This is a genomic window from Scytonema hankhaensis NUACC26 (assembly GCF_045865695.1).
Lineage (GTDB): Bacteria > Cyanobacteriota > Cyanobacteriia > Cyanobacteriales > Nostocaceae > Scytonema.
The window spans coordinates 1-7,888 of record NZ_BAACAP010000052.1; the positions used below are offsets into that span (position 1 = coordinate 1).

5 protein-coding genes and 1 pseudogene are annotated in these 7,888 nt (G+C 37.0%); 3 read left to right on the forward strand and 3 right to left on the reverse strand.

Features of this window, described 5'->3' with window-relative positions; all coding sequences use genetic code 11:
* Positions 1-3: 3 nt before the first annotated feature.
* From ACKTT2_RS01145 to ACKTT2_RS01155, 3 genes and pseudogenes are all read left to right on the forward strand, one after another.
* On the forward strand, positions 4-96 hold the full coding sequence (locus ACKTT2_RS01145) for an SDR family oxidoreductase (protein WP_407883122.1): 93 nt from the start codon (positions 4-6) through the stop codon (positions 94-96).
* A gap of 281 nt (positions 97-377) precedes the next feature.
* A pseudogene (locus ACKTT2_RS01150) lies at positions 378-2,055 on the forward strand (IS1182 family transposase).
* Positions 2,056-2,164: 109 nt separating this feature from the next.
* On the forward strand, positions 2,165-2,617 hold the full coding sequence (locus tag ACKTT2_RS01155) for a hypothetical protein (RefSeq protein ID WP_407883115.1): 453 nt from the start codon (positions 2,165-2,167) through the stop codon (positions 2,615-2,617).
* 527 nt (positions 2,618-3,144) lie between these two features.
* Here ACKTT2_RS01155 and ACKTT2_RS01160 read toward each other — a convergent pair.
* Genes ACKTT2_RS01160 through ACKTT2_RS01170 form a run of 3 tightly spaced genes read right to left on the reverse strand, consistent with a single transcriptional unit; the run spans position 3,145 to position 7,821 of the window.
* Positions 3,145-4,080, reverse strand: a complete 936-nt coding sequence (locus ACKTT2_RS01160) for a TniQ family protein (protein WP_407883117.1) — start codon at positions 4,078-4,080, stop codon at positions 3,145-3,147.
* Complete coding sequence (locus tag ACKTT2_RS01165) at positions 4,070-5,257, reverse strand: AAA family ATPase (RefSeq protein WP_407883120.1); 1,188 nt, start codon at positions 5,255-5,257, stop codon at positions 4,070-4,072. The genes ACKTT2_RS01160 and ACKTT2_RS01165 overlap by 11 nt, the downstream gene beginning before the upstream one ends.
* Before the next feature lie 11 nt (positions 5,258-5,268).
* Entirely contained in the window at positions 5,269-7,821 is a 2,553-nt protein-coding gene (locus tag ACKTT2_RS01170) for a TnsB C-terminal domain-containing protein (protein WP_407883124.1), read from the reverse strand.
* Positions 7,822-7,888: the final 67 nt, after the last annotated feature.

A 7,888-nucleotide genomic window follows, 5' to 3' on the forward strand; every position in this document is an offset into this window, starting at 1 on the left:
CCATTGGGACGAGTCGGCACGCCCGACGAGATCGCCAAAGCCGTTGTCTTTCTGGCTTCCGATGACAGCAGCTTTGTCAACGGCATTGGGGCGTGAGTATCAATGGATGCTGTTGGCGAAATATTTCGTTACATTTCAAGTAAAGTATTTCCGCTTATTGACTACAGGCGTGTTATTAACACCTCATCCTGTAATTAAAATGATAATCATCACATCAAGAGGGGCGATCTCGCCCCCTAAAACTTGATTATCATTGTTGTTAAAGATTCAACTTGTGATTGTGTGCTCCAGTTGCCAATGAGTACGCGAAAAAATTAAGCCTCTGGGTATGGTTCGATTATTTGTATCGTTAGGCTGTCTACTGGTGGAGAATAGTAATGATTCAACTTCAAGAAATCGACCACTACCCAGAAGAAACAGCACGCATCGCTCGTTTAGCCTTTACCAAAGGTAACACTTGTATAAAAATGAGGGATTCTATCGGTACTATCTTTTGCGATAAAGACTTTGAAGCTCTATTCTCAACACGAGGTCAACCAGCTTTTAGCCCTTGGCGATTAGCCCTGGTATGTGTGTTGCAATACATCAACGACATGACTGACAGGCAAGCAGCAGATGCAGTGCGCGGTCGAATTGATTGGAAGTACGCACTTTCTCTAGAACTAACCGACCCAGGCTTTGATTTTAGCGTACAAGCGCGAATTTAGAGGGCGACTAATAGCGGGGGGTGTTGAACAAAAATTACTGGATATTTTATTAAAGCAGTTTCAAGAAAAAGGTATTATAAAAGACAAAGGAAAACAGCGCACTGATTCAACTCATGTGCTGGCGGCAGTTCGGAATTTGAATCGCCTTGAAAACGTAGCCGAAACCTTACGTGCTGCATTAAACGCGATCGCCACTGTCGCACCAGATTGGTTACGTGGTTGGGTTCCACAAGAGTGGTTTGAACGTTACGGACGTGCCGTAGATGAGTACCGCTTACCGTGCATGTCTTGCGGCTCGGTACTCGTTAGCTGAAACTATTGGTAATGATGGTATGCAGCTATTAGCATCTATCTACGAATCGTCAACAACACCCCAATGGCTGCGGCAAATTCCAGCAATTGAAGTTCTCCGGCGAACTTGGCTACATCAATATTATATAGACTACACAGACGTACCTGAAGATACAGCTGGTAAATTACGTTGGCGCAACGCAGCAGACTTACCAAAAGCAGGCGATCGTTTTGACTCTCCTTACGATACTGATGGTCGTTATGCCAATAAACGCAGCACAACCTGGACTGGTTACAAGGTACATATCACTGAAACTTGTGATGCTAATGATGTTCATTTGATTACAAATGTTGAGACGACTCAAGCCCAATTATCTGATGTAGACCAAACAGAACTAATTCATCTATCCCTTGAATCGAAAGCCTTATCACCATCTGAACCCAATGGAATGCAGGTTACGTGGACAGCGAACTACTGATAAAAAGTCAAATCGATTTTGATATAGAACTTATTGGTCCAGTTCGTCCAAACGTCAGTTGGCAAGCAAAAACGCCAGGTGGGTATGACATCAGTAAATTTACAGTTGATTGGGAGGCAAAAACAGTTACGTGCCCTCAAGGTCAAAAAAGTACGACTTGGACTCCTGCAATAGATAATTGGGGCAATTCAGGAATTAACGTGAAGTTTCCCTCCAAAGTCTGCCGCCGTTGTGATTTTAGGCATTTGTGTATTAAATCAAAAAGCGAGAGTGAGCCAAGAAAATTAAGATTACGTCCAGAAGAAGAACACCAAATTATTCAAACTATTCGCTCGGCTCAAGATACTGATGAATGGAAAGAGCGCTATAACACTCGTGCTGGTGTCGAAGGAACTTTATCACAAGGAATAAACGCTTTTGGTTTACGAAAAGCACGTTACCGAAACTTACCAAAAGTTCGATTACAGCGCATTATCACTGCTGTTGCAATTAATGTTGTTCGTACAGTGTCTTGGTTAGATGGAATACCTCATGCTGCGACCAGAATATCACGCTTTGCAGCACTAGCCGCCACTTAAAACAACAGAGAAACGTACCTTTTAAATCAAACCTTACCATGTAATACACGGTTGACGGCGTTGACAAATTTTAGTAAATTCTTCCGTGTATTACATGGTTAAAAGTTCAATGAAAAGGGATATTCAAGGTAAGTTTGCCATTAAAAACTCGGACTACCGTGAAGTTCGTTCTGTCCGGTTAACAGATGATACATGGAAGGAATTAGGTATTGCCTCTGAATGTTTGGGATTAACTAGAGCCGACTACCTGGAGGAAATAGTTAGAAGAAAGCTCCTTCCGTGTAATACATGGGAGGGCGATGCTCCTCAGCCGTGTAATACATGGAAATCTTCAGAGCTATTACCGAGTATTACGCGGTATGAACAGGAGATAGAGACGCTTAAAGCCCAAGTACAGAATCTCATTTCACGTAACTCTGAACTTAAGGAACGGTCAGCCATTACCAAAGTGCATGATGTTGTAGATTATGAGGCGCTACGCGATCGCATTTTATCTGAATTGAAATTAGGGCGACAGGCTCATGCTTATAAAACAACCCAAAAAGCTTTAAATAGGGCTTGATCTAGCGAAGCTGTCACCAGGGGTAACAAAAAACTTGGGCTTATTCATTGTCAGTGGAAGGATAATATTGCCGTTTTTACGTGCTTATGCTTCCAATTGTGTGGTTTAAAGCAAAAGATTGCCGTTTTTTAAGGATAAGTTTGCCGGATTGTCTGTTGGAATGCTCATTCTTCTGTAGGTGCGATCGCCTGTTAACCCGTTAGAATTTGCAGTTTCAACAAAAAAAGCTTGTAATTACAAGAGTTCGGCAAGCTTATGCTTTAAAAGCGGCAAAGAATTCCTTTAAATCACAATCTTATCCTTTAAGCTACAGTCGCGGCAATATTATGGTTCCAATCGCGGCAATATTATGGGTACAACGACATTCATGGTGTTCCTCATGTAGTACGTTTGACTCTATGTCACTGGAATGATAACTTGGCAGGAAAGGACAGCTTATGCTTCCAATTACCTATTGGACAAATTATGGTTCTAAGAAAAACATTTTAAAAATGAAAAAATAAATCCATTTATAATCTTGTCTATCTCTAGTTTTTTGAACAATTTTCCAAAGCTACTCTAGATGATAGTTTCCAAAAATCTTCAATAGTATGTTTTATAGAACTCATAGACTTATGTATTCGCTTTTGAGATATCTGAGAGTTTGATAACTCTATATTTTCTAATTCTTTCAATTGAAAATATGTAATAATTTGTCTATAAAATCTGATGCTCTCATTTTGCGAAGCTTGAGTATTCAAAGCGATTAATAAACCAAGAATTTTTATTAATTCTGATTGTAGTGCTAGTTCTGAGTGATATAAATCATGCGATTTTTTGTAATATTTTTCTAAATTTCCTAACCATTCTCCACAATGACTACAATACCCAAGACGTGAATTAGGAGCTATGATAGGTAATCTATGATTGCAATAAGGACATTGTGTAATCAGAGGATAATGATGGTGAGAGCAGACTGCAACTGGTTCAAAAGACCAGAGTAATGGCTCGTATATAGGGAGTTTATTTTGATGCCAATAGCTGTAGCAACTCGGACACCAAGCTTTGCAGTCGCGAAGTAAATAAACACAAGTTATTAACTCGTGCCAATGCATCATAGTTAGACAAGTTAAATCCCTACGTAAAGTGAGATGTTCTAGAGATTCAACTAATTTAGATGTATACCAACCGCTAAAATTGAGTAACTTGATATAAGAACGATTTGTAAAAGTTCTACCAATAATTCCCTTATCAGAAGTGGATAAATCATCATGACCCCAAAAAAATGGGTAGATTTTATGCTTAATTAATTTATCTGGAGTAACACAATGAGCCTCAGCTAAACGAATGAGATAACTAATTAAACTTTCACATTCAAGAGTTCCCATATTAATAGGCTCTAAAAAATATAAAACACTCCGTTCTGTGATAGCTGGAGTATGCAAATCATAACAGGGATATAAGGTAAGTTTGTCAAACTGCATTTTCTCGACCTATAGAATCTCGTGTAGGCTTACGAACTCCAACTGATTTTTTTCGTTTTTTCGGTTCAATATCTTGAGATTTTATTTCAGATTGAGATTGTAAGAGAGAACTTTGTTTGGATAGAGGTGGACGACGTAAACCTAAGTCTTGATATAGCTCTTCTATTTTTCCTTCAATTTCTGCATATCTAGCTTCTCCTTGCTTAATAGATTTGAGAATATTGCGACATTGACCTACAGATAAAGCCCTGTTCTCTAAATGTTTGAGCGTAACAGTAGAAGCATTTTCATTTAGGGCTTCAACCAGGGCATTCCTTGACCAATTTTTGAGGATACCAACACATCCTAAACTGCGGGAATACAAATACTCCCAATGCGATAAAAAATCGGGAGGTTCTCTTGTTGGTATTTGACACTGAAAATTCCAAATAACTGAGTGCCAAATTTCTCTATCTTCTTGAAATTCGGCATTATAACGAGGTAAATGAACATAAATACTGCGGCGGCTTAATTGGTCTCCTATATCATGAAGGGTTAGCAAATCATAAGTTCCAATTAATCCATGTAAAACTTGAGTAATATTTGCTAATGATTTAATGGCCTCAGGGACATCTGTAAGTTTTCGCCCACTAGCTACAGCTAATAAATGATGCGCTTCATCAATCAAAAAAATTTTGGGCTTTCTATATTTTAAAACTTGCTCTAGTGCCCATCCTAGTTCAGTTTCCAAACTAGACGGTTTAATTATCAATTGACCATCAGAATTATGATAAACACTCGAAGTTCCATAATTTATCTTATTTTGAATCAGTTCTGGTGATTCTGCTAGTGCATATAAACAACGTTTGAGATGGTCTTTAAAATTGAATAGCCCTCCTGAGAATAAACGGGCTTCAATACTAGCAACAGGAATACAACCTTTGTTAACTTCTAATAAAGGTAAAGATGACTCGATTATCCATTTTTCAATTAAGAGGCGTAGTTTTGTTTTACCTACTCCTGTTGGTCCAACAATAAAAAGAATCCGCGAATCTCCACAATCAGTTATAATTGGCTTGAGAGTTTCAAAGGCTTTATCCAAATAGGGATGTGCCATTGTATAGGATGTATAATCAGCTATTTTTTCTGATGCTGAAGCTGTATGATATTGAGAGGGAAAGTCTTGATTGTTTTCCATATCTTCTGGAACTAATATTTATTAAATATTTGCAATTTCTCTTGGTTAATAGTTTCTTTTTCTTGTCTTTCTGGATGGTCATTTTGTTTGATTTCTAAATTAGATAATTCAATATCTTCCAAATTACCGTAAGGGTTAAGGTTTGGTAAACCACCATCCATTACTTGGAAGACCTCACGTGTTTGTGAATCTTTTAAACGTTGTGTAAGTAGAGCTTCTTCTGCTTCAGTACTAGCTATAAATTCAGCTAATTGTTTACAACGAACTTTATAAGAACTTGCATGATTTTGCATCTGTTTCTTCAATTCGGCAGTAGCTAATTGTATTTCTTTTTCGGAATGCCCTCTAAATAGAGGATAATATTCGCTAATGCATTCTACCCAAAGTCCTTGAATATAAGCATAGGCAACTCCAGCATTAAATGGGTCGTATCTAACATTAACTAAAGTTTTTTCTACTTGTGGGTCACGAAATATTTGATGCCAATAATATTTGTTATATATTTTTATTCCTTTCCCTGGTTGAACTAAAGCTTTCCCTTTTTTTGTTGTTGGCAAAGTTAGAATCCGAAAATTCTCATCATAAGGAATTAGACGACCGTTACGACTACCAAACTGATTAATTCCTGTTGTAAAAACTTCTTGAGGGCTTTGCCCTTGCAATGCAGGATGCTCGGTTGTGTCATAAATAGAGTAAGCCCATTCTGTTAGATACATATATAGCAATCCTAAAGTCCAAACAGACAGATTTTTAGGATTGACAGATTTTGTCATTAATCTGACTTTTTTAGTAATTTGGGTGTTTCCTGCTAAATTATATAAAAACTGTGTATTTGTTGTTCCAAATAATCGTTCACAAACACTACTGAATCGAGGTTGAGCAGGTGGACGTCTTTTCAGAGTACATTCAAATATTGCTAATAATGTTTCAAAGTAAGTACTATAGAATTCCTTCCCATTATCAGTAACAATTATTTGTGGTAATCTTGAATAGCGTTGAACGCAAATTCTTAATGCCATCATGCAACTTCGGTAAGATGGAGGGTCATAACTTACATAAATTGCTAAAATTCTTCTCGTAAATGCATCTACTAATAAAGTTAGCCAAGGTCTTCCTAAAACTTTTCCTGTTTTAGAACACCTCAGTTCAATATCTAATTCTGTATGGTCAAAATGAGCTATATGAAATGGGAAATCACCATGTCGGGGCGTGGATAATTCCAATTCCCAGTAAAATTCTGACATTTCATAGGCTGCACGATTACCTGAACGTTTTTCTACTTGAGAATGTTTTGGGCGTTTTTTAATTTCGTTTATAAAGGTTTTATAACTAGGAATTTGGTCATCGGCAATTCCTGATTTTGAACAAGTGTGAATAAATGAAGCATAAACAGATTGTTTAGTTTTTTGCTTTTTACTTTCATATTCTTCCGTAATAAATTTTTCTAAAATTTCTAAGACTTGTGGAAGTAACTTTCGGTTATGATTGCCTTTACGGTTATTTAAGGATATTAATCCAAGATAACCATAGCCGTACTTTTGTTGTGCTTGTCGATAATTATAAAGCCAACGTCTTAAAGACCTTTCTTTTGATATACTCCCTACTGCTTCTCCATCTAAATAAGGTTTTAATAGATTGAAACGACGATTAGCATTAATTAAATCTTCTGTGGAAGCCCGCTTCAATATTTCCATCGCTTGTTCATACATGAGCAAGTGATTTTTTAAGGGATTTATCTGAATTTTTCCAGAATTCACCAAAGCAAAAAATTCAGATATCTTCAATTCGATTGTCTCAAATTCTTTGGCACTCAGTAACAGATAATCCTGACCAACTAAAATAATATTTAAATTCACGCCATCATAAACTACTGACGTACCAGGAATTAGATCAACAATAGGCGTAATCATTTGGTCTACATTTTCTGTGCAAATAATCGCCTTCAACGCATTCTCTACCACACGAGATTTAAATACCTGACATTTATCGGCTTCTACTAAAAGGTGTGCAGTTAGCTCTACATAGATTTTTTCTGTGGCTATTAGACTATATATAGTGTCAGCATTTACTCCTTTGTAATCTAATAACTTGGCTACAGAAATTCCTGGGTGTGCATCTACTAATGACATAACTATATTATAGTGTTCGTCGAGTTTTATTGACAAATCACTTTTATAGTAATCCTCTAAAAATTCTAGATTTCGTTGTAATGTCCAATTGATTTTGGCGCTAGACCATAGCAGGAAGTCAAACCCGAACTGTTGGGCATATTCTAATCCTGGTGGCGATTGCCATTTATTATTAGTATCACGTTGATAGCGATGAGGGCTTTTTTGTGCTAATTTTTCTAATTCTTGTTCTGTTTTACACTCCACCCAACCTGCACTAGTAGACCTAATTACAAAAAAATCTGGAGTAATTATTACACCTAAATTCCGTCCCGATGCTGAAGTATATTGAATTTTAAAAGGAGGTGGTTGGTCGTAATATTCTAAAACGTCTTCTCTATGTTCTAACTGATAGATAAAAGGAAGTTCGACTTTGTGGGATTCAAATAAAGTAATACAAAGAAAAAGTCAACAACAACAAAATTTAGGAGCTTTTTTGAGAACGTCGTATTAAGTTAAAGTC

Excerpts from the sequence above, each read along its gene's own strand:
- ACKTT2_RS01155 (WP_407883115.1), top strand. The coding sequence starts at position 2,165 with ATGAAAAGGGATATTCAAGGTAAGTTTGCCATTAAAAACTCGGACTAC.
- ACKTT2_RS01160 (WP_407883117.1), bottom strand. The coding sequence starts at position 4,080 with ATGCAGTTTGACAAACTTACCTTATATCCCTGTTATGATTTGCATACT.
- ACKTT2_RS01165 (WP_407883120.1), bottom strand. The coding sequence starts at position 5,257 with ATGGAAAACAATCAAGACTTTCCCTCTCAATATCATACAGCTTCAGCA.